24 protein-coding genes are annotated in these 26,542 nt (G+C 67.5%); all 24 read left to right on the top strand.

The annotated features are described in order from the left end of the window. Nucleotides 1-27 precede the first annotated feature (27 nt). The 24 genes from KUV81_RS13595 (at nucleotide 28) to KUV81_RS13480 (ending at nucleotide 26,541) form a co-directional block, all read left to right on the top strand. Nucleotides 28-843 carry a hypothetical protein gene (locus tag KUV81_RS13595; protein WP_222544426.1) on the top strand — a complete coding sequence of 272 codons (816 nt, stop codon included), beginning with the start codon at nucleotides 28-30 and terminating at the stop codon, nucleotides 841-843. Further along, nucleotides 827-1,429, top strand: coding sequence for a PilN domain-containing protein (locus KUV81_RS13590; protein WP_222544425.1), 603 nt, complete (start codon nucleotides 827-829; stop codon nucleotides 1,427-1,429). Before KUV81_RS13595 ends, KUV81_RS13590 begins: the two co-directional genes overlap by 17 nt. Continuing rightward, complete coding sequence (gene gspM, locus KUV81_RS13585; RefSeq protein WP_222544424.1) at nucleotides 1,426-2,094, top strand: type II secretion system protein GspM; 669 nt, start codon at nucleotides 1,426-1,428, stop codon at nucleotides 2,092-2,094. Before KUV81_RS13590 ends, gspM begins: the two co-directional genes overlap by 4 nt. Beyond that, nucleotides 2,048-2,359 carry a general secretion pathway protein GspB gene (locus tag KUV81_RS13580; protein WP_222544423.1) on the top strand — a complete coding sequence of 104 codons (312 nt, stop codon included), beginning with the start codon at nucleotides 2,048-2,050 and terminating at the stop codon, nucleotides 2,357-2,359. The genes gspM and KUV81_RS13580 overlap by 47 nt, the downstream gene beginning before the upstream one ends. Then, nucleotides 2,350-4,008 carry a pilus (MSHA type) biogenesis protein MshL gene (gene mshL / locus KUV81_RS13575; protein ID WP_222544422.1) on the top strand — a complete coding sequence of 553 codons (1,659 nt, stop codon included), beginning with the start codon at nucleotides 2,350-2,352 and terminating at the stop codon, nucleotides 4,006-4,008. Before KUV81_RS13580 ends, mshL begins: the two co-directional genes overlap by 10 nt. A gap of 3 nt (nucleotides 4,009-4,011) precedes the next feature. Then, on the top strand, nucleotides 4,012-4,926 hold the full coding sequence (locus KUV81_RS13570) for an ExeA family protein (protein ID WP_222544421.1): 915 nt from the start codon (nucleotides 4,012-4,014) through the stop codon (nucleotides 4,924-4,926). After that, entirely contained in the window at nucleotides 4,923-6,047 is a 1,125-nt protein-coding gene (locus KUV81_RS13565; RefSeq protein WP_222544420.1) for a hypothetical protein, read from the top strand. The genes KUV81_RS13570 and KUV81_RS13565 overlap by 4 nt, the downstream gene beginning before the upstream one ends. Continuing rightward, the gene (locus tag KUV81_RS13560; RefSeq protein ID WP_222544419.1) at nucleotides 6,044-7,801 is read left to right on the top strand and encodes a GspE/PulE family protein; all 1,758 of its coding nucleotides are present in this window, start codon (nucleotides 6,044-6,046) and stop codon (nucleotides 7,799-7,801) included. The genes KUV81_RS13565 and KUV81_RS13560 overlap by 4 nt, the downstream gene beginning before the upstream one ends. A 1-nt stretch (nucleotide 7,802) precedes the next feature. Further along, nucleotides 7,803-9,020 (top strand): type II secretion system F family protein, encoded by a 1,218-nt coding sequence (locus KUV81_RS13555; protein ID WP_222544418.1) that lies wholly within the window; start codon nucleotides 7,803-7,805, stop codon nucleotides 9,018-9,020. Further along, entirely contained in the window at nucleotides 9,020-9,478 is a 459-nt protein-coding gene (locus KUV81_RS13550) for a hypothetical protein (protein WP_222544417.1), read from the top strand. The genes KUV81_RS13555 and KUV81_RS13550 overlap by 1 nt, the downstream gene beginning before the upstream one ends. A gap of 69 nt (nucleotides 9,479-9,547) precedes the next feature. Beyond that, entirely contained in the window at nucleotides 9,548-10,138 is a 591-nt protein-coding gene (locus KUV81_RS13545) for a prepilin-type N-terminal cleavage/methylation domain-containing protein (RefSeq protein WP_222544416.1), read from the top strand. A 49-nt stretch (nucleotides 10,139-10,187) separates the two neighbouring features. Further along, the gene (locus tag KUV81_RS13540) at nucleotides 10,188-10,661 is read left to right on the top strand and encodes a prepilin-type N-terminal cleavage/methylation domain-containing protein (RefSeq protein WP_222544415.1); all 474 of its coding nucleotides are present in this window, start codon (nucleotides 10,188-10,190) and stop codon (nucleotides 10,659-10,661) included. A gap of 16 nt (nucleotides 10,662-10,677) precedes the next feature. Continuing rightward, nucleotides 10,678-11,112 (top strand): type IV pilin protein, encoded by a 435-nt coding sequence (locus KUV81_RS13535; protein WP_222544414.1) that lies wholly within the window; start codon nucleotides 10,678-10,680, stop codon nucleotides 11,110-11,112. Beyond that, a complete protein-coding gene (locus KUV81_RS13530; RefSeq protein WP_222544413.1) occupies nucleotides 11,102-11,623 on the top strand; it encodes a prepilin-type N-terminal cleavage/methylation domain-containing protein in 522 nt (173 codons plus the stop codon). Before KUV81_RS13535 ends, KUV81_RS13530 begins: the two co-directional genes overlap by 11 nt. Continuing rightward, a complete protein-coding gene (locus tag KUV81_RS13525) occupies nucleotides 11,623-12,390 on the top strand; it encodes a prepilin-type N-terminal cleavage/methylation domain-containing protein (RefSeq protein WP_222544412.1) in 768 nt (255 codons plus the stop codon). Before KUV81_RS13530 ends, KUV81_RS13525 begins: the two co-directional genes overlap by 1 nt. Next, nucleotides 12,374-12,826, top strand: coding sequence for a PilX N-terminal domain-containing pilus assembly protein (locus tag KUV81_RS13520; RefSeq protein WP_222544411.1), 453 nt, complete (start codon nucleotides 12,374-12,376; stop codon nucleotides 12,824-12,826). The genes KUV81_RS13525 and KUV81_RS13520 overlap by 17 nt, the downstream gene beginning before the upstream one ends. After that, nucleotides 12,819-17,114 (top strand): DUF6701 domain-containing protein, encoded by a 4,296-nt coding sequence (locus KUV81_RS13515; protein WP_222544410.1) that lies wholly within the window; start codon nucleotides 12,819-12,821, stop codon nucleotides 17,112-17,114. Before KUV81_RS13520 ends, KUV81_RS13515 begins: the two co-directional genes overlap by 8 nt. A gap of 196 nt (nucleotides 17,115-17,310) precedes the next feature. Then, nucleotides 17,311-18,354, top strand: coding sequence for a rod shape-determining protein (locus tag KUV81_RS13510; protein ID WP_222544409.1), 1,044 nt, complete (start codon nucleotides 17,311-17,313; stop codon nucleotides 18,352-18,354). Nucleotides 18,355-18,369: 15 nt separating this feature from the next. Next, nucleotides 18,370-19,197 (top strand): rod shape-determining protein MreC, encoded by an 828-nt coding sequence (gene mreC, locus KUV81_RS13505; RefSeq protein ID WP_222544408.1) that lies wholly within the window; start codon nucleotides 18,370-18,372, stop codon nucleotides 19,195-19,197. Further along, nucleotides 19,187-19,678 (top strand): rod shape-determining protein MreD, encoded by a 492-nt coding sequence (gene mreD, locus KUV81_RS13500; RefSeq protein ID WP_222544407.1) that lies wholly within the window; start codon nucleotides 19,187-19,189, stop codon nucleotides 19,676-19,678. The genes mreC and mreD overlap by 11 nt, the downstream gene beginning before the upstream one ends. A gap of 1 nt (nucleotide 19,679) precedes the next feature. Further along, nucleotides 19,680-20,237, top strand: coding sequence for a Maf family protein (locus KUV81_RS13495; protein WP_222544406.1), 558 nt, complete (start codon nucleotides 19,680-19,682; stop codon nucleotides 20,235-20,237). A 40-nt stretch (nucleotides 20,238-20,277) separates the two neighbouring features. After that, complete coding sequence (gene rng / locus KUV81_RS13490) at nucleotides 20,278-21,765, top strand: ribonuclease G (protein WP_315900085.1); 1,488 nt, start codon at nucleotides 20,278-20,280, stop codon at nucleotides 21,763-21,765. After that, nucleotides 21,762-25,793, top strand: coding sequence for a YhdP family protein (locus tag KUV81_RS13485; protein ID WP_222544404.1), 4,032 nt, complete (start codon nucleotides 21,762-21,764; stop codon nucleotides 25,791-25,793). Before rng ends, KUV81_RS13485 begins: the two co-directional genes overlap by 4 nt. Continuing rightward, nucleotides 25,696-26,541 carry a carbon-nitrogen hydrolase family protein gene (locus tag KUV81_RS13480; RefSeq protein WP_222544403.1) on the top strand — a complete coding sequence of 282 codons (846 nt, stop codon included), beginning with the start codon at nucleotides 25,696-25,698 and terminating at the stop codon, nucleotides 26,539-26,541. The genes KUV81_RS13485 and KUV81_RS13480 overlap by 98 nt, the downstream gene beginning before the upstream one ends. The last annotated feature ends 1 nt before the right edge of the window (nucleotide 26,542 follow it).

The following is a 26,542-nucleotide window of genomic DNA, read 5'->3' as shown; positions in this document are numbered from 1 at the left end:
ACAGGGAGGTCATCCCCCTGCCCGCTCTTGGGTGGGTGTCTGCACGGCGACAGCGCCGTCATTCTGGATCGCCAGGGTGCCCCGGTCACCCTCACTGGGCGTGACGCCAGCACCTGGCGACAGCTTCATAAAACCCTCGGTCCGGCCCGTCTGCAGTGGGTGCTGACCGACGGCCACTACCAGATCCACGCCGTGGATCGCCCCAAGGTAAGCGACGACGAACTGGCCGCGGCCCTGCCCTTTGCGGTGAAGGACCTGGTCAACCTGCCCATGGAGCGCATCCACCTCGATTACTTCCAGTTGGCGGTGCAACCGGCCGGCAGCGACAAGCTGCAGGTGGTGGTGACCGACCGTCAGCAGCTGGCCACCCTGGCCGGGGCCATGGACGACGCCGGTTTCCAGCCGGGGATCATCACCATCGAAGAGCTGGCCCTGCTCAACCTGCTGCCGGAACACCCGCGACCGCAGATGCTGCTGTGGCACCTGCCGGGTCAGCCCCTCAAGGTGCTGATCGGCGTCGGCGGTCAACTGCTGCTCAGCCGCCAGGTGCGCGGCTTCAACCAGCTCGACAGCCTGAGCGCCACCGAGCTGGATCAGGGCCTGTTTGACGCCCTGCTACTGGAGCTGCAGCGCTCCATCGATTACCTCGACCGCCAACTGCGCCAACCCGCCATCGCCGGCGTCAGTCTGGTGCTGCCCCTGGCCCAGCAAGCGTTGCTGCAACCCACTCTGGAAGCCCAGCTGGGGGTGCCGGTGGAGGGCCTGACCACGGCGGAACGCCCCCCGCACAACTGGCTGGCCCACGCGGCCGCCCTGGAGAGAGCCGATGAAGCGGAGCGTTAACCTCTACTCGCCGGCCCTGCTGCCGGACAAGGCGCGCCTGACCCTACCTCGCCTGCTTAAGGCGGTGGCCGCGGTGCTGGTGCTGGCCCTGGCCCTGGCCGGTCAGCTGCACCGCAGTGGCGATGCCCTGAGCGCCCAGTGGGATCAGGCCCGGGCCGAAGAGCAGGCGTTGTCCGCCGAGCTGGCCCAACTGGCCCAGCAGGTGCGTGCCCATCAACCGCGACCGGAACTGGTGGCGGCGGTGGAGCAGGCCGAGGCTCGCCTGGCGGCCTATCAGCGGTTGGCCCAGGTGCTGGACCGCGACGCCCTGCTGACCCAGCCGGGCTTCTCCAATCTGATGACGGACCTGGCCAACAGCAGCGACAACCAGGTCTGGCTGGAGCGCTTCCAGCTGGCCCAGTCCAGCGTGCTGCTGCGCGGCCAGGCCCAGCGCGCTGCCGCGGTGCCCGCCTGGCTGGACCGCCTCGGTCAGCAACCCTCCCTGCAGGGGCGCTCCCTGAGCCAGCTGAGCATCCAGGGGGAAGCGGGCAAGCCGGTGCACTTCGTGGCCGGCCACGGCCTGGCGGATGAGGAGGGGCAGCCATGAACGCCTGGACCACCCTGAATCGCCAGTTCGACGCCCTGAGCCGCCGCGAACGTGGCCTGATCGCCCTCACCAGCCTGGTGGGGCTGGCGCTGCTGTTGTGGGCCCTGGTGCTGGACCCCATGGCCCAGGCCAACAGCCGTCTCGAGCAGGGGCTGGATCGCAGCCAGCAGCAGGCCAAGGAGATGAAGCGGGAGATGCGTCAGCTGCAGAGCCAATTGGCGGGCAACCCCAATGACGAGCTCAACGAAAAACTGGCCAAGCTCAAGACCCAGCTGACCGACGCCCAGGCGGCGCTGGAGGAGGAGCTGGTGGATCTCATCCTGCCGGAGCAGATGTCCGGGGTGCTGGCCCAGTTGCTGGCTCGCACCGAGGGGGTGACCCTGATCGCCATGCGGATTCAGCCCCCGGAAGCCCTGGTGGAGGAGGGCGGTCTCTACCGTCACGGCGTCCACCTGGAGCTGGAGGGCAGTTACTTCAAGTTGATGGACGCGCTGGAGCGCATGGAGCAGCTGGAACAGCGTTTTTACTGGCGTCTCCTGGATTACCAGGTGACCCGTTACCCCAAGGCCCGGTTGCAGCTGCGACTGGACACCCTGGGCACAGAGAAGGAGCCGATCCGTGTGGGTACTCATACCGACGCTGTTGCTGCTGATCGCCCCCGCTGAGGCGGCGCAGGATCCCACCCGCCCGCCGGCCTGGCTGGCGGCACCGGTGGCCGAGTCGCGCCCGGCCGGCGTGCTGCAGAGCATCCTGGTGGAGGGCGACAACCGCCTGGCGGTGATCGACGGCGAAACCTTCCGCGAAGGCGACCCCTATGGACAGAGCCGGGTCCGGAGTATCCGGCGCGATGGCGTGGTGCTGGCCGATGGCCAGATCCTCAGCCTTTTTCCCAAGTTAAGTGAACGGAATCAGGAGACCCGATGGGACTGATGAAGCAACGGACCCTGGCCCTGGCCCTGCTCAGCGGTGCCTTGGCAGGGTGTCAGAACCTGCCGGAATCGCGCCCGGACCCAAGCGAGAGCAAAGCCGCCCTGGCCGAGGCCAGCGAGGCCGCCCAGGCGGTGACCCCGCCGCCGGCCCTCTCCCCGCTGTTGCAGCAGGAGCTGGAGGGCGCGCGCCCTTCCGCCCCCCAGGCGCCCCAGGCACCGCTCATCGACGTGGCGGCTCGGGGCGTGGACGCCCAGGTATTTTTCGCCAGCCTGGTGGAGGACAGCCCCTACAGCGTGGCGATCCACCCCGGGGTCAGCGGTCAGATCTCCCTGAACCTGCGCCGGGTCACCCTGGATGACGTTTTGCAGACGGTGCAGGACCTGTACGGCTACGACATCCGCCACCAGGGCCGGGTGCTGCAGATCTACCCCGCGGGCATGCGCAGCCAGACCTTCCCGGTCAACTACCTGCTGATGCAGCGCAACGGCCTGAGCCTGACCTCGGTCAACGCCGGCCGCCTGACCGACGACTACGGAAACAACAACCAGAGCGCCAGCGGCAACAACCGCAACGTCAGCGGCGGTCGCAACAGCAGCAACAACCGCAGCGGCAGCCGCCAGAGCAACTCCACCAACGGCACCTTTATCGAGACCCGCACCGAAACCGATTTCTGGGCCCAGCTGGAGAAAACCCTGGAGAAGCTGGTGGGCAGCGGCGAAGGTCGCCAGGTGCTGACCCTGCCCCAGGCGGGGCTGGTTTCCGTGCGCGCCTTCCCCCACGAACTGCGGGAGGTGGAACAGTTCCTCGGTCAGGCCCAGCAGAACCTCGAGCGCCAGGTGGTGCTGGAGGCGCGGATCTTGGAGGTGCAGCTGAGCGACGGTTACCAGCAGGGGATCAACTGGAGCGAGGTGACCGGCAGCATCGGCAGCACCGACATCTCCTTTGGCACCAGCGACGGCCAGTTCGGCAACGGGGTGACCGACGTCATCGGCGGCATCACCGGCATCAGTTTCAGTGGCACCGACTTCAACGCCGTGGTCACTTTGCTGGACACCCAGGGCGACGTGGACACCCTCTCCAGCCCGCGGGTGACCGCCATCAACAACCAGAAGGCGGTGATCAAGGTCGGCACCGACGAGTACTTCGTCACCGACATCAGCGCCACCACCGTAGCCTCGGACACCCCGATCACCACCCCGGATGTGGAGCTGACCCCCTTCTTCTCCGGCATCGCCCTGGACGTGACGCCGCAGATCGGTGAGAACGGCGAGGTGCTGCTGCACGTGCACCCCTCGGTCACCGACATCTCCGAGCAGACCAAGGTGATCACCGCCCTGGACACCACCCTGGAACTGCCCCTGGCCCAGAGCCAGATCCGAGAGTCGGACACCATGATCCGCGCCCACAGCGGCGACGTGGTGGTGATCGGCGGCCTGATGAAGACCCTCACCGAACAGGTGGAGTCCAAGGTGCCGGTGCTGGGCCAGATCCCCTGGCTGGGTGAGCTGTTCACCAACCGCAGCCAACGCAACGCCAAGACCGAGCTGGTGATCCTGCTTCGGCCGGTGGTGGTGGAGCCGGGCACCTGGCAGAAGCAGCTGGAGCGCTCGCGCCAGACCCTGGACGACTGGTACCCCAATAAGAGCTGACCCATGTACCTGTACCACTTCGGGCTGCGGGAGCTGCCCTTCACCCTGACCCCCAACACGCAGTTCTACTGCGAGCTGGCGCCCCACCAGGAGGCGCTGCAGGTGCTGCACACCGCCCTGGCGGCGGGCGAGGGGTTCATCAAGGTGACCGGTGAAGTGGGCACAGGCAAAACCCTGCTCTGTCGAAAACTGCTGCGGGAGGTGAGCGACCGTTATCAGGTGGCCTACCTGCCCAACCCCTTCCTGAGCCCCGACGAGATGCGTCGGGCGGTGGCCGCCGAGCTGGGGGTCAGCGTCCAGGCGGACCAACAACAGCTGACCGCCGCCATCAGCGACAAGCTGATGGAACTGGCCATGGCCGGACGCCAGGTGGTGCTCCTGCTGGACGAGGCCCAGGCCCTGCCGGACGACACCCTGGAGGCGCTGCGGCTGTTCACCAACCTGGAAACCGAGCGCTTCAAGCTGCTGCAGGTAGTGATGTTCGGTCAGCCCGAGCTGGACCAGCGCCTGGCTCAGCCCAACCTGCGCCAACTGCGCCAGCGGATCACCTTCTCCTACCAACTGCGGGGCCTGACCCGGGAGGAGAGCCGCAACTACCTGCAGCACCGCTTGCAGGTGGCCGGTTACCGGGGCGAGGCCCTGTTCAGCGCCGGCCAACTGGACGCCCTGTGGCAGGCCAGCGGCGGCGTGCCCCGATTGCTGAACGTGCTCAGCCACAAGGCGCTGATGCTCAGTTTCGGTCAGGGGGATCAGCGGATCCGCACCCAGACCATCAAAGCGGTGGTGGCGGACACCGAGGCGGCCCGCCCCTGGCCCGGACTCTGGCAACAGACCCGGCTGTGGTGGCTGGTGGCCCTGGCGGTGCTGCTGCTGGGCAGCGGCCTGGCCGCTCGCTGGTGGCCGGAGGGGCTGGTATGAGCGTGATCAACGACACCCTTAAGGCGCTGGAGCTGCGCGGCGGCCGGGGGGCGATGCCCCAGCCGGTGAACGCCAGCGCCAAGCCGGCGCCCCGACGCCGCTTCTCGCCCCTGTGGCTGCTGCCGCCCCTGCTGGCGGCGGCCCTGTGGGCCTGGTGGCCCACCCTGAGTCACGCCTGGCGTGCCGTCCCCCAGCTGGCCCTGTCGGCGGAGACGGTGCCCCAAGCCAGCGTCGAAGTGAGTGGCGCGGCGATCTCCGCGCCCACGGTGGCCGAGGAGACGGCGTCCGGCGACACCGCTTCGAAAGCGCCGGCCGAGACCCTGGCTCCGGCCGCGTCGACCGAGGTGACCGAAGCGGCGACCACACCCGCTGAAGCGGTTGCCGACCCGGCACCGGCACCGGCTCAGCCCGAGCCCAGTGCCGCCCCGGCGCCGGCCGAGGCCAGCACCGCCCCGGACACTGCCGCACGTGAGGTCGTGGCTCCGGTCGCGGCGGAGCCCATGCCGGATCCGAAGCCCAAGCCGGCGCCCAAACCGGCGCCCCAGGTGCTGGCGATCCAGCCCTCGGCCCTGAGCGCCGAGGAGCAGGCCCAGCGGCTGTGGCAGCGCGCCGGCGAGGAGGCGGATCCCGAGCCGCTGCTGGAGGAGGCACTGAGTCTGGCGCCCAACCTGCACGAGGCGCGCCTGGAGCTGCTGGGTCTGCAGGGCCAACGGGGCAGCGTGGACGATCAATTGATGGCCGCCGCCCGGGCCTACCCGGACCAGGCGGGCTACCCCTTGCTGGCGGCCCAGCAAAGCCTGGCCCGCGGCGAAACCGAACTGGCGGGCCAGTGGCTGGACTGGTCCACCCGCTTGACGCCGGATCCCCAGTGGCGGGCCAAACGGGCCGCCCTGGCCCAACAACTGGGCCGGCTGGCCCTGGCCAAAGACGATTACCTGGCGCTGCTGAAGGCGGAGCCCCAACGGGGCGCCTGGTGGCTGGGTCTGGGCTACGCCCGGGACAGCGAACGGGACCTGGGCGGGGCTAAGTCCGCCTATCGCCAGGCCCTGGAGAGTGACGATTTGAGTGCCGCCGCGCAGGCCTTTGCCCGCGAGCGGTTGACCCTGCTGGAGCGCCGATGAAGACCAAATTGAAGCAACGTCTGGGTGATCTGCTGGTCAACGAAGGGATCATCACCGACGAACAACTGCAACACGCCCTGGCGGCCCAGAAACAGAGTGGCCGCAAGCTGGGGCGCACCCTGATCGAGCTGGATCTCATCAGCGAGTCCCAGCTGCTCAGCTTCCTGGCCCAACAGATGGCCATCCCCTTTTTGGATCTCAGCCGCCGCCGCATCCCCAATGAGTTGGTGCAGCTGCTGCCGGAGGTCCACGCCCGCCGCTACCGGGCCCTGGTGGTGGAGGGGGACGAGGAGAGCCTGACCCTGGCGATGAGCGATCCGGCGGACCTTGGGGCCCTGGATACCCTGGAGACCCTGCTGGCCCCCCGCCAGATCAAGCTGGCGGTGGCCACCGAGGGGCAGCTGCTGGACGCCTTCGACAACCTCTACCGCCACACCGAGAAGATCGCCTCCATCGCCGGTGAGCTGGAGGAGGAGTACAGCGGTCAGTCGGAGTTCAGCCTGGATGCCCTGGTGGGCGAAGACGCGGACAACGACACCGCGGTGGTGCGTCTGCTGCAGTCCATCTTCGAGGACGCCGTACAGGTGCGGGCCTCGGACATTCACATCGAGCCGGACGAGAAGCTGCTGCGGATCCGTTACCGGGTGGACGGCCAGCTGATGGAGACCACCCTCTCCGAGTACAGAGTGGCCAACGCGCTGGTGCTGCGGATCAAGCTGATGGCGGGGCTGGACATCTCCGAGAAGCGCCTGCCCCAAGACGGCCGATTCCACATGTCGGTGAAGGGCCACGAGATCGACGTGCGGCTTTCCACCATGCCGGTGCAGTTCGGCGAATCCGTGGTGATGCGTCTGCTGGACCAGTCCGCCGGTTTGCTGCAGCTGGAGGAGACCGGCATGCCGGAGTCGCTGATCCAGCGGGTGCGCGCCCAGGTGGGGCGGCCCCATGGCATGCTCCTGGTGACCGGCCCCACCGGCTCCGGTAAGACCACCACCCTCTACGCCGTGCTCAACGAATTGAACCAGGCGGAGCGCAAGATCATCACCGTGGAAGACCCGGTGGAATACCGTCTGCCGCGGATCAGCCAGGTGCAGGTCAACCACAAAATTGGCCTGGATTTCTCCCAGGTGCTGCGCACCACCCTGCGTCAGGATCCGGACATCATCATGGTGGGGGAGATGCGGGATCAGGAGACCGTGGAGATCGGCCTGCGGGGCGCCCTGACCGGCCACCTGGTGCTCTCCACCCTGCACACCAACGACGCCATCAGCTCCACCCTGCGCCTGATCGACATGGGGGCCGCCCCCTACCTGGTGGCCAGCGCCCTGCGGGCGATCCTGGCCCAGCGCCTGGTGCGCCGGATCTGCGGCCACTGCGCCACCGAGCACCCACTGACCCCGGGGGAGAGAGCCTGGCTGGCCCACGTCGGCGGCGAAGCCCTGCTGGCCCACCCCTTCAAACGGGGCCAGGGCTGCCAGCGCTGCAACCAGAGCGGTTACCGCGGCCGCATCGGCGTCTACGAGATGCTAGAGCTGGATGAGCCCATGGTGGAGGCGCTGCGACGCAGCGACGCCGAGGCCTTTGCCCAGGCGGTACGGGCCAGTGGCCAGTTCCAGCCCCTGGCGCTGGCGGCTCTGGAGTACGCCCAGCAGGGGGTGACCACCCTGGAGGAGGCGATGAAGCTGGTGGAGGACGCCACCGAGCTCGGCGGCACCCTGTCCCAGCGGCTGTCGACCCCGGAGGGGGTGAGCTGAGATGGGGTTCTATCGTTACACCGGGCGGGACGGCACCGGCACCCGGGTCACCGGCGAACTGGAGGCGGCCAGCGAGAGCGCGGCGGCGGACCAGCTGATGCGCCGGGCCATCATCCCCCTGAGCCTGGAGCCCTTCGAGCCCAGCACCGCCATCGATTGGAAGCGGCTGCTGCAGCGGCGGCTCCCCCTGGCGGAGCTGTTGATGTTCACCCGTCAGATGCTCTCCCTGACCCGCTCCGGGATCCCGCTGTTGCAGGCCCTGGCGGGCCTGGCGGAGAGCCAGCGCCACCCGCTGCTGCGGGAGACCCTGCAGGACATCACCGAACAACTGACCGCCGGCCGCACCCTGTCGGCGGCCCTGAACGCCCATCCCCGGGTGTTCAGCCCCATGTACGTGGCCATGGTTCACGTGGGGGAGAATACCGGCAAGCTGGACGAGGTGTTCGAGCGCCTCTCCGGGCACCTGGAGCAGGAGCAGGACACCCGGCGGCGGATCCAGGCGGCGCTGCGCTACCCGGTGCTGGTGCTGGGGTTCATCGCCGTGGCGGTGGCGGTGCTCAACATCCTGGTGATCCCCAAGTTCGCCCAGATGTTCGCCAAGTTTGGCGCCGAGCTGCCGCTGCCCACCCGCATCCTGATCGCCACCTCCGAGTTTTTCGTCGGCTACTGGCCCTTGCTGCTGGTGGGCCTGGTGGGGGGGCTGCTGGGTCTGAAGATCTGGCTGGGCACCGCCGCCGGTCGGTTGCGCTGGGACACCTGGAAGCTTCGGCTGCCCATCGTCGGCTCCATCGTCACCCGGGCCAGCCTGAGCCGCTTCGCCCGCAGCCTGTCGATGATGCTGCGGGGCGGGGTGCCGGTGAACCAGTCGCTGTCCCTGGTGGCGGACGCCGTGGACAACCGCTTTATGCACGATCGCATCATCGGCATGCGCCGGGGGATCGAGGGGGGCGACACCATTCGCCGCACCGCCGGCAGCGCCGAACTCTTCACCCCACTGGTGTTGCAGATGATCGCCGTGGGGGAGGAGACCGGACGCATCGATGAGCTGCTCGATGACGTGGCCGCGTTCTACGAGCGCGAGGTGGATTACGAACTCAAGGGTCTGACCGCCAAGATCGAACCCATCCTGCTGGTGTTGGTGGCGGGCATGGTGCTGGTGCTGGCCCTGGGGATCTACCTGCCGATGTGGGACATGTTCAATGCCGTGCAGGGGCGCTGATGGACCGCCAGGACCGGGCCAGCGCAGAGCTGTTCCAGGCCTGGCACCTGGGGCTGGTGCTGCTGGTGGTGGCCACGGTGCTGGCCCTGGGGCTACGTTACTGGGGCAGCCCGGACCCGGTGCCCACGGAGCTGGTCAAGCGCCGCTGGCTGGACGCCATCACCCTGGTGCGGGGTCAGTGGTTGCAACACCCGCGGCAGACTGAGCTGGCGTGGCAGAGCCCCGACGGACAACCGGTTCAGTTGGTTCTGGACCCGGAGGGAGGCTGGCCTCAGCCCAGCCCCGATTGCGAAACCCTGTGGCGGGCCCTGATGGGCCAGCCCTCCCAGGGGATCCTGGCGGCCATCCGCTCGGACCCCCGACACCCGGATCGCTGCCATTACCGCTTGGGCAGTGACCGGGAGATGACCTATTTCGGTCGTACAGGCAGCCTGGTGATCCAGACTGTAGGTCGCTGAAGTAAAAGCCCTTTTAGAGGGGCGGAGTAAACGAAGATGCGTAACTTAACCTTTGACACGGAGGTGTTTATGAGTAAACGACAGCAAGGTTTCACCTTTGTGGAACTGGTGATTGTGGTGGTGATCCTGGGCATTCTGGCCGCAGTGGCCCTGCCGAAATTTATCAACATCACGGACGAGGCGGAGAAGGCCTCCAGTGAAGGTGTGGGTGGCGGTGTGGCCTCCGCCGTGGGCATCGTGCGCGCCCAGTGGGAAGTGGACGGTCGCCCCGCCGACAGCGTGGTGCTGGACGGCGTGGCCGTGGGCGTGAACCAGTTCGGTTACCCCAGTGGCGATGCTGGCCGTGCGCCGAACGGCATGAACAGTGCCGCCTGCCAGAGTGCCTTTAACGACATCCTGCAGAGCCCGCCGATGAACGTGCTCTCCAACGAGGACGCCCGCAACGCCCGTTACGCCATCTCCGTGGACAACGCCGCCGGCGGCAGCGTGATCGACCCCAACGGCAACACCGTCAACAACGTCGATCTCTGCGTCTACCACCTGGTAAGCACCCTGGATCTCGACCCCAACAACGGCCGTCCCAACGACGACGACGTGACCGTGGGCAAGGGGTTCACCTACAACCCGGCCTCCGGCCAGGTGCTGAGCTTCAACAACTGATAACCATTAACTGACCAATTTTGCTTTCTTTTTTTGCTAGGAGCGCTCTATGAAACGTCAACAAGGTTTTACCCTGATCGAACTGGTGGTGGTGATCATCATCCTCGGCATCTTGGCCGTGGTGGCCGCACCCAAGTTCATCAACCTGCAAAGTGATGCCCGCATCGCCACCCTGAGCGGCGCCGAAGGGGCCCTGAAGGGCGCCAACGCCCTGGTCTTCTCCAAAGCGGCGATCCAGGGCCTGGAGTCCGGCGATCAGACCACCGTTGAGATCGATGGCAACGGCACAACCGTCAACACCTTTAACGGCTACGTGAAAGATGCCGCTGCCATTGTGGAAGTGCTGGAAGAGTCCGGTATTGCCTCTGGCCCCGGTGTTTCCTGGCTGGTTGACGACAGCAGCGGCACTCCCATCCTGATCTACGATGCCGAGTACAACACCAGCACCTGTGCGGTACAGTACACTCCGGCCAGCGCCTCTGACGCGACCCCGACCTACGCCATTGACGAGTCTGGCTGCTAAATCGGACTGAACCTCAGTGACCAAAGGCTCTGTCTTCAGAGGCAGGGGCTTTACCCTGGTCGAGCTGGTGACCATCATCCTGTTGGTCGCCATTCTCGCCCTGTATGCCCTGTCCCGTTTCCTCGGGCCCTCGCAGTTCGCCACCGTCGCCACCCGGGATGCCCTGGTGGCGGAACTTCAGCGGCTGCAGCAGGGGGCCCTGGCGGGACAGGTCTGCACCTTCTCGGCCACGCCGAGCCAATTTTTCCTCACCGGCCCCTGCGCCGGTGAGGACCCCTATCCCCTGGACAACGTCACCCTGACGCTGTCCGGCAGCGACACCTTTACCCTCAGCCTGGACACCCTGGGCCGCCCCACTGGCGCCTGCGGCGGAGGCTGCGACCTGACCATCGACGGCGCCTCACCCCAGCGGGTGCGCATCGAACCCGAGGGCTACGTCCATGGCCTCTGAACGACGGCAAAGGGGCTTTACCCTGGTGGAGATGGTGGTGGGCATGGTGGTGCTCGCCATCGCCCTGGTGCTGATGGCCACCCTGCTTTTTCCCCTGGCAGAGCGCTCGGCGCTGGGCGTCCAGCGGGCCAAGGGGGCCCAGCTGGGTCAGGCGGTGCTGGCGGAGCTGGCCGGCCGCCGGCTGGACCAGGCCACCCCACTGGGGGGCGGGCCGGTTCCCGGCCTGACCTGCTGCGATGACAGCCCGGCGGTGTGCGCCGCCGCGGCAGCGGATCCCAGCGATCCCGGCAGTTGGGAACTGCTGGACCGATTCCACGACTTCGACGACAACGCCGACGCCCTGCTGGGTGGCGAGCGCTACGACGGCTTCGAGGTCACCATCCAGATCACCTGCCAGGCCCCGGCGGCCTTGGGCAGTGACTGGCGCGGTGGCAGCAAGCTGGCCCAGGTGACGATTCTCACCCCGGGCGGCGAGTCCCTGGCCTTCAGCCAGGTGCGGGGGAACTTCTGATGCGGCGCTTGCGGCCTCAACGGGGGCTGACCCTGGTGGAGCTGGTGGTGACCCTGCTGGTGATGGGGATCCTGGCCCTGGGCGTCACCGGCTTTATCACCTTCGGCACCCGCATCTACGTGGAGAGCCAGGCCTGGCAACAGGAGCTGGGCAAGGTGCGTTACGGCGCCCAGCGCCTCAGCCGCGAACTGCGCGACGCGGTGCCCGGCTCGGTCAGCGTCACCACCGACTGCATCGACTTTCTGCCCATCCTGGCCTCGGAGCGCTACCTGTCGGCGCCGGCCCCGGGCAACGGCAACCTGGACAAGGTGGTGGCCTACGCCCCCGGTTGCTGCACCGACAGCGACTGCGACGCCTGCGAAGGCCAACCGCTGGTCCTGCTGGACAACTACACCCCAGTCAGTCGCACCATCGACGATCACCAGTGTCAGGGCAGCAACTGCGAACGGGTGCGCTTCACCCTGGACAGCGATCTGCCCACCGGCCCCTTCTCCGCCGCCCGGCGCTTCTTTGTGGCCGGCGATCCCGTGCGCTGGTGCGTGACCGCCGGCGGGGATCTGGAGCGCAACGGGGTGCTGATGGGGGAGGGGATCCAGAACGATTGGCTCAACTGCGACCTGGCCAATCTGGATGACCCCGACTGCCCCTTTATGGAGCTGCCCCCCAGCCTGGCCCGCAACAACATCGTCCGCCTGCAGTGGTGGGTGGAGACCGCCAGTCAGCCCCAGCGCTTTGTCCAGGAGGTGCAACTTGAAAACGTGCCTTAAGCCTTCGCCGCGGCGGGCCCAGCGGGGCTCGGCGCTGATCATGGCGGTGTTCATCCTTACCGTGATGCTGCTGTTGGGCACCGTACTGGTGCGCACTCTCAATCAGGAAGCCACCAGCGTGGGCCTGGAGGTCACCGGCACCCGCACCTGGGCGGCGGCGCAAAGCGGCCTGGACTGGGCCCTGGCTCGCACCCTCAACCGCGGCGCCGACAGCGCCACCGCGGCCTGCACCGCCGCCAATGCGGTGCTGACCCCGGGCAGTGGATTGCCGGACAACGTCGGCTTTGACCGCTGCACCGTCACCGTCAGCTGCGATTACCGGTCGGCCCACGGCTCCGACGACGTCGACAACGGCTTCGAATACCGCGCCGAGGCCCAGTGTGGCCCGGACAGCCTGCGGGTGAGCCGAACCCTGGAGGCGCTGGCCTATGATTAACCGCATCCGGGCCCTGCTGGCCCTCTGCCTGTTGTGGAGTGCCACCGCCTCCGCCCTGACCCTGGAGTCGGATCCGGACAACAAGCTCAGGGTGGTGATCAACGAGATCAGCAACGAGAGCCAGTACGTCGAACTCTATTTTCCCAACCGCACCGATGTCAGCGGCTGGGCCCTGCGCTGGGCCAACAAGGGCAACCACAGCGCCAGTCAGGTGATCCCACTCTCCGGTCTGGGCGCATCGGACATCTACCCCGCCGGCACCTTCCTGGTGATCTCGCCGGTGGCCACCGACAACGTCAACGGCGAGGTGCTGCTGACCAGCGACGACGGCACCCTGTCCGCCAACGACCCCGTGGTGGTGCACTACGTCAACTTTGCCAACCGGGACAACAACTCCAACAAAAAATACTGGGCCATCGACGATGCGGACACCGGGGTGTTCATCCCCGGCGGCAACGACGGCAACATCTGCGCCCTGCCGGACGGCTCCGACGACGGCAGCGACTGGCAGGATTGCGAGCCCTCCCCGGGCGGCCCCAACGATCCGGACACCCCACTGCCGATCTTCCCGCCCATGCTGGACCAGTGTGAGGCGCGCTTTCCCACGCCGCTGAGCGGGCTGACCGCCGCCGCTCAGGTCACCGCTACCGATGGCCAACTGCTGGGCACCGATGGCGGCCAGCTGGGCTTCCAGTCCGCCAGTCAGCTGAACCTGGGGGGCGGGGTGTTCTGTGACGGGCTCAGCTGCACCGTCAACGGCAGCCTGGCCCAGTACGATCGCTTCCCGGCGTTTCAGGCTCCGCTGCCGGACGCCGCCGATCTCTTTGTGCCGCCGGCCACCAGCCGCACCCTGACCAACGCCGACGGCTTCGACTTCAATGAAGTGAATGCCCAGGCCGGGGCCAGCCTGACCCTTAACGGCGATGGGCCCTACTACCTCAACATCCTGGAGGTGGCGGATCTGGGCAGCCTCACCCTGGCCCCGGGGCGCTACTTCATCGACCGTTTGACCCTGGGGGACAACGTCACCCTGACCCTGTCCGGCGCCACCCAGTTGTTTGTCGGCGAGTGGTCCGTGGGCAGCGACACCCGGGTCAACACCCCCACCAGCGGCAGCGCCGGCACCGTGGACTGGCTGGAGGTCTACCTCTACCGTGACTTCGGTCAGGGGATCGACGCCGAGATCTCCGGCTACCTCTACCTGGAGGGGGAGGCCAACCTTGGCGACCAGGCCCGCTTTTACGGTGCGATCAGTGGCGCCCAGGCACTGAACCTGGGCTTTGCCGCCCAGGTGGATGGCCGCACCGCCTGTGCCGCGCCCCCACCGGCCACGGTGCCGCTGGAGCTGGGCACCCTCTCGTTGACGGCCACCGGCAACACCGGGGACACCAACCCCAAGGCCACCGCCACCCTGGTGTTCGACAATACCTACACCACGCCGCCAGTGGTGGTGGTCAGCCCCAGCCTGACCGAGCCGACCGGCAGCGATGGCCCCGCCACGGTACGGGTGATCGACGTCACCACCACCCAGGCCACGGTGGAGATGGTGGTCCCCCCGGGCAACCGGGACGCCGCGGTCACCATGCTGAGCGTGCCCTACCTGGTGATGGGGGAGGGGGAACTGGCACTCCAGGATGCGGGCGGCAGCGATCAGGTGTGGCTCAAGGCCGGCCGGGTGGAAACGCTGCGCCACCAGGGCAAGCGCACCAACACCGACAATCGGGGCTACGAAAGCTTCACCTTTCCCTCCGCCTTCGCCAGCACCCCGGTGGTGCTCACCCAGCGACTGACGGACAACAACGGCGCCTACCTGACCACCTTCGCCACCTCCGTCAGCGTCAGCGGGGCCAACCTCACCCTGGAGGCCAGCGAAGTGCCGGTGAACGTCACCGCCACGGAGACCGTGGGCTACATCGCCATCAGCGGCGGCGGCACCGTGGACACCAACGGCACCCTGCTACAGTGGCTGACCGGCGTGGGCCGCAACCACAGCCGGGGAGACCGCGCCACCCGAAACCTGGATCAGCAGTGCGCCGATTACTACGTGGGCAACGCCTTTTCCCCCGCCTTCAGTGCGCCCCCCCTGCTGCTGCACAACAAGCAGGCCCGGCGTGGGGGCGACGGCGGCTGGACCCGGGCTTGCCGCATTGAAAACGACCGCTTTACCGTGGGTCTGGACGAGGATCAGTCGCAGAACAACGAGCGCTCCCACTACTGGGAACCGGTGGCCTTCGTCGCCATCGAGGCGCCGGTCACCAGCCAGCTGTTCTACCGCATCGAGCACGATGGCAGTGGCGTGACCTGCCTGGGGGAACCGGTGACCGTCCGGGTGTGCAACGACGCCAACTGCAACAGCCCCTCCAGCGTGCCGGTGAATGTCACCCTGTCTCCGGGAAGCGGTTGGGACGGCGGCAACAGCCTCACCGTGACCGGCTCGGCCACCGTGGATCTCTGGCACGGCGCCGCCGAGCCGGTGACCGTGGGGATCACCAACCCCCAGGGCCCGGTCAGCTGCTGGGTGGGGGGCAGCGAAGTGGCTCTCAACCAGTGCATCATCAACTACGCCAGCAGTGCCCTGGTATTGGAGCCCGGGGCCCCCCTGGGTTGCCGGGACGAGACCCTGGTGGTCAAGGCGGTGCGGGCCAGCGATCAGGATCCCCTGCAGTGCGCCCCGGCGATGACTGGCAACCAGAGCCTGGATTTCACCCTGAGTGCGGTCAGCCCCGCCGCACCGGTGGGCGGCCCCACCTTCACCCTGGGGGGCAGTGCACTGCCGTTCGCCACCACCCAGAGCCGCACCCTGAACTTCAACGCCCAGGGGGAGGCCCAAGTGGCCGCCAACTACGATGATGTGGGCCAGCTGAAACTGACCGCCCGCTTCCAGCGCGACGAGGGGGGCGAGACCATTACCCTCGATGGCGACAGCACCTTCGTGGTGGCCCCCGCGGGCCTGCACCTGTCCAGTCCCGACAGCAACGCCCTGTGCGCCAGCGGCGACGCCAGCTGCTCCGCCTTTACCGCCGCCGGCCGGGACTTCAACCTCAGCGTCACTGCCGCCTGCTGGCAGGCCGACGGCGACACCGATTTCAGCGACAACCCGGTGGCCCGCAACTTCCAACACGCCGGGGTGGCGGTGGAGCCCGATCTGGTGGCGCCTGCCGGGGGCCAGACCAGCACCAGCGGTTCGGTCAGCGTGGCGATGAGCGCCGCCGATCAGGGGGTGGGCAGTGCCGCCACCCAGGTCAGCGAGGTGGGGGTGTTCCGCTGGCAACTGGCCGAGGACGCCGGTGGCCAGCGCCAACTGGATTACCTGGGCCGCAGCGTCAGTGCCACCTCCGCCGACAACCTGGGCCGCTTTACCCCGGCCACCCTGGCGGTGACGGCCAATGTGCCGTTGTTGGCGGGCTGCACCGTGCCCGGGGCGGCCCTGGAGATGGGCTACCTGGCTCAGTCCCTGGGCTTTGCCACCGCGCCACGGTTGACCATCCAGGGGCTGAACGCCAACAGTCAGGTCACCCAGAACTACAACAGCGCCTTCTGGCGCCTGGTCACGGATCTCACCCCCCGCAGCTACGCTGATGAGGCGGGCCGCCCCGCCATTGACGAGCCCACCGCCGGCAGCCTGCAGCAGGAGAACGTTGGGGACACCAGCCAGGACCGGGTGCTCTGGCTCGACGGCACCGAAATCGCCTACCGCCGGGACACCACCCTGGTGGCCCCCTTCGACGCCGCCATGGATCTCACCATCGACGCCGACGCGCTGACCGATCGGGACGGGATCTGCTTCGACCAGGGCGGTGGCTGTCAGCCGCTGGTGATCGCCGACATCACCGGGGTGGAGCTGCGCTACGGCCGGCTGGTGATGGACAACGTCTACGGCAGCGAGAACCAGGCCCTGACCCTGCCGGTGCGGGCGGAGTACTACGACGGTACGGCGTTCCGTCAGAACCGGCTGGACAACTGCACCGACTACACCGCCACCGACGTCACCCTGAGCGCCACCGGGGCCGGCCTGAGCGGCGGCGGTGTGCTGGCGGACGGTGCCGGCAGCCTGACCCTGGCCCCACCGGCCTCACCGCTGGACGCGCTGGCGGAGTACCAGCTGCTGTTTCCCCACTACATCCAGTGGTACTGGCAGCGGGATCGGTCCCAGGATGCCGTGGGTCGGCAGTGTTTCGACAGCGACGACACCACCCAACGGCTCTGTAACCCAAAAGCTCGGGTCACATTTGGTCGCTATCGGGGACATGACAAGGTCATTTATCGGAGAGAAATTCTTTCTGAATGAACGATCTCGGTGGCGACTTTACCCACCGGGGAGGAAGCGGAAAAACTTTGGCGGAACGCCAACTTCCTGACGCTTTCCCCAATAAGGCGATCCGCCCCGCAAGCCAGAGTAGATGCGGCTTGTGGATGGGCGAGGGCATTGGTAAAGTTAGCTGATTTTCCGCATCTCCCACTGAATTCACTTACGGGTCTGGTACATGTTTAAAAAAGTTCGTGGTCTGTTTTCCAACGACCTCTCCATCGACCTGGGTACGGCCAACACCCTGATTTACGTAAAAGAACAGGGGATTGTTCTGAATGAGCCCTCCGTGGTCGCCATCCGCCAGGAGCGTGCCTCCGGGCCCAAGAGCGTGGCTGCCGTAGGGCATGAAGCGAAGCAGATGCTGGGCCGGACTCCCGGCAACATCACCGCCATTCGGCCGATGAAGGATGGGGTGATCGCCGATTTCTACGTCACCGAAAAAATGCTGCAGCACTTCATCAAGCAGGTGCACAACAACGGTGTCTTCCGCCCCAGCCCCCGAGTGCTGGTGTGCGTGCCCTGCGGTTCCACCCAGGTGGAGCGCCGGGCCATCCGCGAATCCGCCATGGGCGCCGGCGCCCGTGAGGTGTACCTGATTGACGAGCCCATGGCCGCCGCCATCGGTGCCGGCCTGCCGGTCTCCGAAGCCACAGGTTCCATGGTGGTGGACATCGGTGGCGGGACCACCGAGGTGGCCATCATCTCCCTGAACGGCGTGGTCTACTCCTCCTCCGTGCGGGTGGGTGGTGACAAGTTCGACGAAGCGATCATCAACTACGTGCGCCGCAACTACGGTTCCCTGATCGGGGAAGCCACCGCCGAGCGCATCAAGCACGAGATCGGCTCCGCCTACCCCGGTGACGAGGTGCGTGAGCTGGAAGTGCGTGGCCGCAACCTGGCCGAAGGGGTGCCGCGCAGCTTCACCCTCAACTCCAACGAAATTCTCGAAGCCCTGCAGGAGCCCCTGTCCGGCATCGTCAGCGCGGTGATGACCGCCCTGGAGCAGTCTCCGCCGGAACTGGCCTCCGACATCTCCGAGCGCGGCATGGTGCTGACCGGCGGTGGCGCCCTGGTCAAGGACCTGGATCGCCTGCTGCAGGAAGAGACCGGGATCCCGGTGGTGGTGGCCGACGATCCGCTGACCTGCGTGGCCCGCGGTGGCGGCAAGGCACTGGAGATGATCGACATGCACGGTGGTGATCTGTTCTCTGACGAGTAACGGATTGCCCCGCCGATGAAGCCCTTTTTCCTCCGTGGCCTCTCTCTACAGTACCGCCTGCTCTGGGCGGTACTGTTTTGCTTGGCGCTGGTGCTGCTGAACGACAAGCTGGCTCCCGCCCGCGCCACCCTGACCACCCTGGTCAGCCCCATCCAGTACCTGGCGGCGATGCCGTCGCTGCTGCTGGACAACCTCTCCCGCAACCTGGCCTCCCGAGACTCCCTGCTGGCGGAAAACGACGCCCTGCATCAGCAGCAGCTGCTGATCAGTGAGCGCTTGCAGCGCCTGGAGCACCTGGAGCAGGAGAACCAGCGGCTGCGTACCCTGCTCGACTCCCCCTCCCGCTACGACTCCCGCCGCATGGTGGCCGAGGTGATGAGCGTGGACCAGGACCCCTTCAAGCACCTGGTGCTGATCGACAAGGGCAGTCGCCAGGGGGTGTACCAGGGCCAGCCGGTGCTGGACGGCAAGGGCGTGGTGGGGCAGGTGATCGAGGTAGGGCAAACCACCGCCCGGGTGCTGCTGATCTCCGATCTAACCCACGCCATCCCGGTGCGGGTGGCCCGCAACGATGTGCGGGCCGTGGCCCACGGCTCCGGCCGCAGCGACACCCTGGAGCTGTCCCACGTGGCGATGAACATCGACATCCAGGTGGGGGATTGGCTCAACACCTCGGGGCTGGGGGGCCGCTTCCCGGAGGGCTACCCGGTGGCCCAGGTGACCGAGGTGGAGCGCACCGAGGGGCAGACCTTCGCCCTGGTGCGGGCCGAGCCCAGCGCGGATCTGGACCGGCTTCGCTATCTGCTGCTGTTGTGGACCGAGGAGGCCCCCGATGAGTCCTGAGCGCGCCTCCGGTCGCCTGTTCCTCTGGCTGACCATATTGATCGCCCTGCTGCTGCAGGTGATGCCGCTGCCGCCGGCGGTGGCCGCCGCCCGGCCGGACTGGGTGCTGCTGACCGTGATCTACTGGGTCCTGGCCCTGCCGCACCGCTTCAATATCTTCTCCGCCTGCCTGGTGGGGGTGGTGCTGGACATCCTGGTGGGGGGCACCCTGGGGGTGCGGGGCCTGGCCCTGTCCATCGTCGCCTACCTGGTGGCGCTGCAGTACCAGAAGCTGCGCCACTTCGCCCTGATCCAGCAGCTGCTGGTGGTCGGTTCCCTCTCGCTGCTGCTGCACATGCTGGTGTACTGGGCCGAATACCTGGGCAACCCCGCCATCACCATCGACTGGGTGTACCTGCAGCCGGTGCTGATCACCCCGCTGCTCTGGCCCTGGGTGTTCTGGCTGCTGCGTCGGACCCGTCGCCGACTCAAGATCCGCTGACATGACCCAACTCTACCTGGCCTCCTCGTCCCCCCGCCGCCGCCAGTTGCTGGCCCAGCTGGGGTACGAGTTCGAGGTCCTGACCCCTGAGATCGACGAAACCCCCTGGCCCGGCGAGGCCCCCCAGGATCTGGTGGAACGCCTGGCTCGGGAAAAGGCCGAAGCGGGATTGGCCCTGGCAAAAGCCCCGCTGTCGGTACTGGGGTCTGATACCATAGTGGTACTTGATAACCGGATCCTCGGTAAACCCCGGGATCGCGCTGACGCCCTGGCCACCCTGGCAGCCCTGTCGGACCGCGAGCACCAGGTGATGACGGCGGTGGCCCTGGCCACGGCCCAGGGCACCCGGGCGACCTTGGTCACCACCCAGGTGCGCTTCTGCGCCCTGACAGCAGAGCAGATCCAGGCCTACTGGAACAGTGGCGAGCCGGCGGACAAGGCCGGCAGCTACGGGATCCAGGGGCTGGGGGGCAATTTTGTCCGCGCCATCCAAGGCAGCTATTCGGCGGTGGTGGGCCTGCCGTTGGTGGAGACCCGGGAACTGATTGAATCCAACTGAACCCCATGGGCATGGGCGGAAGAGTGTTTGGGGAGGCATGGTGCCATCACAAGGAGCCGCAGCGGAGCTGCTGATCAACGTAACCCCCACCGAGAGCCGGGTGGCTCTGGTGGAGCATGGCATGCTGCAGGAAGTGCACCTGGAGCGCCGCAGCCGCCGCGGCATCGTCGGCAACATCTACCGGGGTAAGGTGACCCGGGTGTTGCCCGGGATGCAGGCGGCGTTCGTCGATATTGGCCAGGAGCGGGCCGCCTTCCTGCACGCCTCGGACATCGTCCCCCACACCGAGTGTGTCGATGAGGAGGACGCCCGTGCCTTCCGCGCCGAGGACATCGTCTCCCTGGTGCGCCAGGGCCAGGACATCATGGTCCAGGTGGTCAAGGACCCCCTGGGCACCAAGGGCGCCCGCCTGACCACCGACATCACCCTGCCCTCCCGCTACCTGGTATTTATGCCCGGCTCCGCCCACGTGGGGGTGTCCCAGCGGGTGGAGGACCCGGCGGAGCGCGAACGCCTCAAGTCCATCGTTGGCCAGTTCGTCGACAAGGACGGTGGCTTCATCATCCGTACCGCCTCCGAGGGGGTGTCGGAGCTGGAGCTGGCCCAGGACGCCGCCTTCCTGCGCCGGGTGTGGCGCAAGGTGACGGAGCGACGCAAGCGCCCGGGCAAGTCGGTGTCCCTGCTCTACGAAGAGCCCTCCCTGCCCCTGCGCATCGTCCGCGATCTGGCCACCCGCACCCTGGATCGGGTCCAGGTGGACTCCGGGATCAGCTACGAGGCGCTCAAGGAGTTCGTGGCGGAGTTCATGCCCGAGGTCAGCGCTGTGGTGGAGCACTACCGGGGCAAGGCCCCCATTTTCGACCTGTTTGACGTGGAGAACGAGATCCAGCGGGCGCTGCAGCGCAAGGTGGAGCTCAAGTCCGGTGGCTACCTGATCATCGATCAAACCGAGGCGATGACCACCATCGACATCAACACCGGCGCCTTCGTCGGCCACCGCAACCTGGAAGAGACCATCTTCAACACCAACCTGGAAGCCACCCAGGCCATCGCCCGCCAGCTGCGCCTGCGCAACCTCGGTGGCATCATCATCATCGACTTTATCGACATGGTTTCCGAGGAGCACAAGAACCGGGTGCTCCACAGCCTGGAGCTGGCCCTGGGCCAGGACCGGGTGAAGACCAGCATCAGTGGCCTGTCCCAGCTGGGGCTGGTGGAGATGACCCGCAAGCGCACCCGGGAGAGCCTGGAGCACGTGCTGTGCGGCGAGTGCCCGGTGTGCCGGGGCACCGGCCAGCTGAAAACCGTGGAGACTGTCTGCTACGAGCTCTACCGGGAGATCATCCGGGTCGACCGCGCCTACGACGCCGACGAGTTTGTCGCCTACGTGGCCCCGGCGGTGCAGGAGATCCTCGAGGGCGATGAGGCCCACAGTCTGGCGGAGCTGGAGGTTTACCTGGGCAAGCGGGTGCGGATCAAACCCGAGCCCCTCTACGCCCAGGACAAGTTCGACGTGGTGATGATGTGACCCTGACGCGACTGGGGCACGGCATCGGCAAATGGTGCTGGTACAGTCTGGCCGCGGCGCTGGTGACCCTGGCGCTGCTGGTCAGCCTGGTGCGTACCCTGCTGCCGGAGCTGGACACCGTGCGTCAGCAGCTGATCGACACCATCGAGCAGCGCTACGGCATCGAGCTGGATATCGCCCGCCTCGGCGCCGGCTGGGAAGCCAGCGGCCCCCAGTTGACCATCTACGGCCTGCGTCTGGCGCCCCAGCCGGATCTGCCCATCTCCCTGACCATCGCCGAAGCCCAGTTGCAGCTGGACTTCTGGCCCAGCCTGCTGAACCTCTCCCCCTACCTGGACCGGGTCGCCATCGACGGCGTGGAGCTGGGGATCAACCTGCAGGAGCGCCCGGACCGGGACGACCCCGGCCGGCTCACCCCCCTTGAGGATCTGCTGCTCAAGCAACTGGGCCGGCTCTCCATCGAGGATCTCACCGCCCGGGTGCTGGTGGGGGATCAGGCCCTGGCCCCGGTCTACCTGGCCAGCCTCAACTGGAAGAACCAGGGCGGTCGTCACCTCGGTGAGGGGCGGATCTACCTGGACGAGGCCAAGCGGGAGGACGAGACCCTCACCCTGGCCCTGGAGCTCAACCGTCACTTCGACGGCCGCCTGTTTGGTCGGGCCTACCTCAAGGCGGCCCAACTGGACATCGGCGACTGGCTGGCCCGCCAATTGAACGACAACCCCTACGCCTACAGCGGCGTGCTCAACCTGGAGGCCTGGGCCAGCCTGGATCACCAGGGGCTGCGCAACGCCATGGTGCAGTTTGGCCACAGCGCCCTGAGCTGGCAGCACCAGGGGGAGCAGACCCTGGCACTGGAAAGCGGCACCCTGCAGTGGCAACCGCACAGCGCCGGCCATGGCTTTGCCGGAGAGCTGGTGGCCCAGGATCTGGCCATCGCCAGTAATGGCGAGCCCTGGGCCCCCCTGGGGCTCTGGCTGCGCCATCAGGGGGAGCAGTGGGATCTCTGGATGGACGCGCTGCCCGCCGGCGGCCTGGAGCCGCTGTTCGGGCTCATCCCCGGGGTCAGCGAAACCAAGCTGACCGAACTGCTGGCCCTGAATCCCTCAGGCACCCTGGGGCCCCTTCGGGTGCAGCAGGACCAGGGCCGGCTGCAGGCGCGTCTGCCTTTCGAGCAGCTGGCCTGGCACGCCGCCGGCAGCCTGCCCGGGCTGACGGCCCTGGACGGGGTGGCCCAGTGGCAGGGCGACTGGGGCTGGCTCAGTCTGCCGGAGCAGCCGGTCACCCTGGATTGGCCCGAGCAATTCAAAGCCCCCATCGCCCTGGACCGCCTGGCTCTGACCGCTGAGTGGCTGCCGGGAACCGACGGGGGCCAGTTGCGTCTGCCGGAACTGGCGCTGGAAAACCCGGATCTGGCCCTCAGCCTGCGGGCCGCCCTGGGCCTGCCCCGGGAGGGGGACGCCCGGTTGCAGCTGTACAGTGACCTGGACCTGAAACGGGCCGGGCAGGCGGACAACTACTTCCCCCGCAAGGCCATGGGCGCCGGCTTGTCCGACTACCTGGGTAAAGCGCTCAAGCAGGGCCACAGCGATAACGCCCAGGTGCTCTGGCACGGGGCGCTCAAGCAGTTTCCCTACGCTCAGCAGCAGGGGGTGTTCCAGGCCCGCTTCGACATGCAGGATCTGGAGTTCGATTTTCTCAAGGACTGGCCGGCGGTCAGCGAGGGGCTGCTGGAGGCCCAGTTCGAGAACGCCCGCATGGACCTGTGGTTGCACCAGGGGCAGTTGGGGCCGGTGGCGGCCCAGGGGGCCCACGTGGCGATCCCCAGCCTCAGCAGCCAGGCGGTGCTGGAGATCGCCGCCAGTGTGATGGCCAACGGCCCGGACGCCATCGAGGTGATGGCGGACACCAATCTGGCCGGCAGCGTGGGGGCCACCCTGGAGGTGGTGAAGATCCCCGAGCGGGTGCCGGTGGCCCTGGACATGAGCTTCCCCCTGGGCACCAAGGCCAAGGAGACCCAGATTCAATCCGTGCGCGGCCGGGTGGCGTTCTGGGACAGCGCCATCGAGATCGCCCCCCTGGCCCTGACCCTGGCCCAGACCCGGGGTGAACTGCGCTTCCACAACAGCGACATCCAGGTGCACGGCCTGCAGACCCGGCTCTACAACCAGCCCTCCGAGCTCTCCATTGTTGGCGGCAAGGCGGACGGGGCTTACGCCGTGGACATCGACCTGGCCACCCGTTGGCAGATGTCCCGGGTGCCCGAGGCGCTCAGCACCCCGGTGGATCCCTTCCTGATTGGCGGCGCTCCCCTGGGGGGGGAGATCGCCCTGCGCTTCGGCGAAGAGGGCCTGCAGTACCAGGCGGAGTTGCGCTCCAACCTGGTGGGCCTGGCGATGGAGCTGCCGGCCCCCCTGGGTAAAGAGGTGGAAACCGAGCGGGATCTGCGCCTGGCGGTGACCGGTGACACCCGTCAGGCCGAGGTGCTGGCGCGGCTCGGCGGCCAACTGGAGTTCCACGGCGACATGCAGCTGGAGCGGGGCGGCGGCTTTCGCGCCTACCAGGTGGCCATGGGCACCCCGGCAGCCCTGCCCACCCTGGATGGCGGCTACCTGGAGTGGCTGAGCCCCGAGGTGGCCCTGGACGACTGGGAGCCCCTGGTGTCCGCCTTTGCCAACTTCACTGGTCGGGCCAAGCGGGAGACCACCTGGTTCCCACCCCTCAAGCAGGTGGCCGTGCAGAGCGACAAGATGACCCTCTACGGCCTGGACCTGGGCCAGGGGCAGCTGCAGGGTGCCCCGGGGGAAGCGGGCTGGCAGCTGCAGGTGGACAGCGACAACCTGGCCGGCCAGGTGCAGTTCAGTGGGGATCTCCGGGAGCAAGGGATCCGCATCGACGCCGAGCACTTCAGCCTGGCCAAGCCCGAGGGGCGGGGTGAGGGCAGTCAGCCCGCAGCGCCTAAGGGCTGGATCCAGCGCATGCCCCGGCTGGAGATGGACATTGCCAAGCTGACGGTGGCCGAGATGCCCCTGGGACGGGCGGAGCTGACCGCCCGGCCGGATGGCGACAGCTACTTTGTGGAGCGACTCAACCTGACCCAGGGTGGCCACAGCCTGCGGCTCACCGGTCGCTGGTCGCCGGAGCACGAGCTGAGCCGTTCCCAGTTCCAGGGCCAGATCCGAAGCCCCGACGTGGGGGATCTCTCCCAGCGGCTGGGGATCACCCAGAGCGTCAAGGACTCGGATCTGCGCATGGGGTTTGAACTGGCCTGGCCGGGGGCGCCCTGGGAGCTGGAGCTGGCGGAACTGGACGGCCAGCTGGATTACCGGCTGGGCAAGGGCCACCTGGATCAGATGTCCGATAAAGGCGCCCGGTTGCTCTCCATCTTCAGCCTGGAGTCCCTGCTGCGCAAACTGTCGCTGGATTTCTCCGATGTGTTCGGCAGCGGCCTGCACTACAACCGCTTTGCCGGCTCCATCCAGATCGACGATGGTGTGGTGCAGACCGACGACAGCGTGATGGACGCCGTGGCCGGCACGGTGCGGGTCACCGGCTGGACCAACCTGACCAACCGGGAGCTGGATTACCACATCGCCTTCTCCCCGGCCTTGACCTCCAGTGTGCCGGCGGTGGTCTTTATGAGCACCGGGGCCTGGACCATCGGGCTGGGGGCCTTTGCCGTCAGCAAGATGCTGGAGCCGGTGCTGGAGGTGATCACCCAGGTGCGTTACCACCTGACCGGCACCCTGGACGAGCCCGTATTGAACGAGGTGGATCGCACCAAGCGGGCGATCCCCCTGCCTGAGCAGCAGGAGGCCCCCACCGAGGCGGAGGTCGAAGCGCTGCAGGAGGCGATCCTCAAAGCCCTGGACGAGCCGGAAGCCGTCCCCGCCGACCCGGTCGGCAGTGAACCCGAAGGAGCCGTGGACCATGACCTGTCACCTGATCCAGATGACCAGCCAGCCCAGCCCGAGGGCCAACCTGAGCCGCCTGCGTCAGCTGCTGGCGCCGCTCAAGGGGCGGGCTGAGCCCCAACTGGTGGTGCTGCCGGAGTGCGCCCTGTGCTTTGGCACCGAAGGCGGGTGGGCGGCCCTGGCGGAACCCTGGCAGCCGGATGAGCCGGAGCGGGCGCCGATGCAGCAGGCGTTGTCCCAGCTGGCCCGGGAGCACGGCGTTCACCTGGTGGCCGGCACGGTGCCCATCACTGCCGAGGACGGTCGGGCCTACGCGGCGTCTTTGGTGTTCGGTCCGGACGGCGCCTGTCTGGGCCGCTACGACAAGATCCACCTGTTCGATGTCGACGTTGAAGACGACACCGGTCGCTACCGGGAGAGCACTCACACCCACCCGGGCCAGGGGCTGACCCTGGTCGACACGCCCCTGGGCCGTTTGGGCCTGGCGGTGTGTTACGATGTTCGCTTCCCGGAGCTGTTCCGGGCCCTGGCCGAACGGGGGGCGGAGATGATCGCTCTGCCTGCGGCCTTTACCGAGCCCACCGGCCAGGCCCATTGGGACACCCTGGTGCGGGCCCGGGCCATCGAGAATCAATGCTTCCTGCTGGCCGCCGGTCAGCAGGGGCAACACGCCAACGGTCGGCGCACCTGGGGACACTCGATGATCGTCGATCCCTGGGGCCGAGTACTGGCCCAGTTACCCCACGGCGAGGGTCTGGTTTCGGCCGAGCTGGACCGGGCCGAACTGGCCCGGATCCGGGCCAAGCTGCCCGCGCTGTCCCATCGTCGCTTGCCACTCGGCTCGGCGAACCTTGGAGAATGAA

This window comes from Ferrimonas balearica, assembly GCF_019802085.1.
GTDB classification, from domain to species: domain Bacteria; phylum Pseudomonadota; class Gammaproteobacteria; order Enterobacterales; family Shewanellaceae; genus Ferrimonas; species Ferrimonas balearica_B.
This window is presented reverse-complemented; position numbering and strand designations above follow the sequence as displayed.